The organism is Candidatus Methylobacter oryzae (genome assembly GCF_003994235.2).
Lineage (GTDB): Bacteria > Pseudomonadota > Gammaproteobacteria > Methylococcales > Methylomonadaceae > Methylobacter_A > Methylobacter_A oryzae.
Map to the genome: position 1 here is coordinate 1 of NZ_RYFG02000003.1, position 475 is coordinate 475.

Annotated in this window: 1 protein-coding gene; it reads right to left on the minus strand. The window is 58.9% G+C overall.

What is annotated here, in order from left to right:
- Positions 1-328, minus strand: a 328-nt coding sequence (locus EKO24_RS00035; RefSeq protein ID WP_161990531.1) for a condensation domain-containing protein, incomplete at its 3' end; no start/stop codon positions are given.
- Positions 329-475: the final 147 nt, after the last annotated feature.

Here is a 475-nt window from a genome sequence, read left to right on the forward strand (position 1 = left end):
TCCGCAATGCATCGTGGTGAATCAGCAGTTGATTCATCGCGGCCTCGACAATATCCGGGGTCAGGCCGGCCCTGGCTTCAAGCAGCAAGGCCTGGTTCCAGTGATGGGGGTTGTGCAGGTTTTGTTCGAAAAACCAGTGCTGGATCGGCGTCAACGGCACGTCGCCGGATACCGGCCCTTGTTCGGCGGATAGCTGTTGAATCTGTTCGGCGGCCACCGCCAACGCGCTTAACGTTTGGTTCTGAAACAGCTGCTTCGGCGTGATCGCGACGCCGGCCTGCCGGGCCCGGCTAACGACCTGAATGCTCAGTATCGAATCGCCGCCCAATTCGAAGANACATCGCGCTGATATCCGGTTGCGGCAAGCGCTTGCGATCGAGTTTGCCGTTGGCGCCGAGCGGCAGGCTGTCCAACTGTACATAAGCGGAAGGCACCATGTAATCCGGCAGCTTGTCTTTAAGCCGGGCTTTAAGTG